This window comes from Aeromonas sp. sif0611 (assembly GCF_019218845.1).
GTDB classification, from domain to species: Bacteria; Pseudomonadota; Gammaproteobacteria; order Enterobacterales; family Aeromonadaceae; genus Aeromonas; species Aeromonas media.
Window position 1 is genome coordinate 1 of the sequence record NZ_JAHUWU010000069.1, and the last position, 246, is coordinate 246.

Below are 246 nucleotides of genomic sequence, written 5' to 3' on the forward strand. Positions count from 1 at the left end.
TGATGGCGAGGCTACCCAGCGCGCCCGCACTCGGGGTGCCGTTGCCGGCCAGGAACTTGGCTTCGTCGACCCCATCCACGTCGGTGACGCTCAGGGTGCCGGTCTCGGTCAGAGTCGGCTTGGTCTCGTCTTCGGTCACGCTGCCGGTGTCAGTGCCGGTGATCACCGCCGCATCGTTGACGCCGGTGATGGTGATGGTGACGGTGTGCTCGGTGCCATCCACAGACTGCACGGTGAAGGTCTCGA

At 65.9% G+C, this 246-nt stretch carries 1 protein-coding gene; it reads right to left on the reverse strand.

Annotated features, from left to right (window positions below; all coding sequences use genetic code 11):
* A partial coding sequence (locus tag KW824_RS20805) for a VCBS domain-containing protein (protein WP_218410904.1) occupies positions 1 to 246 on the reverse strand: 246 nt, incomplete at both ends.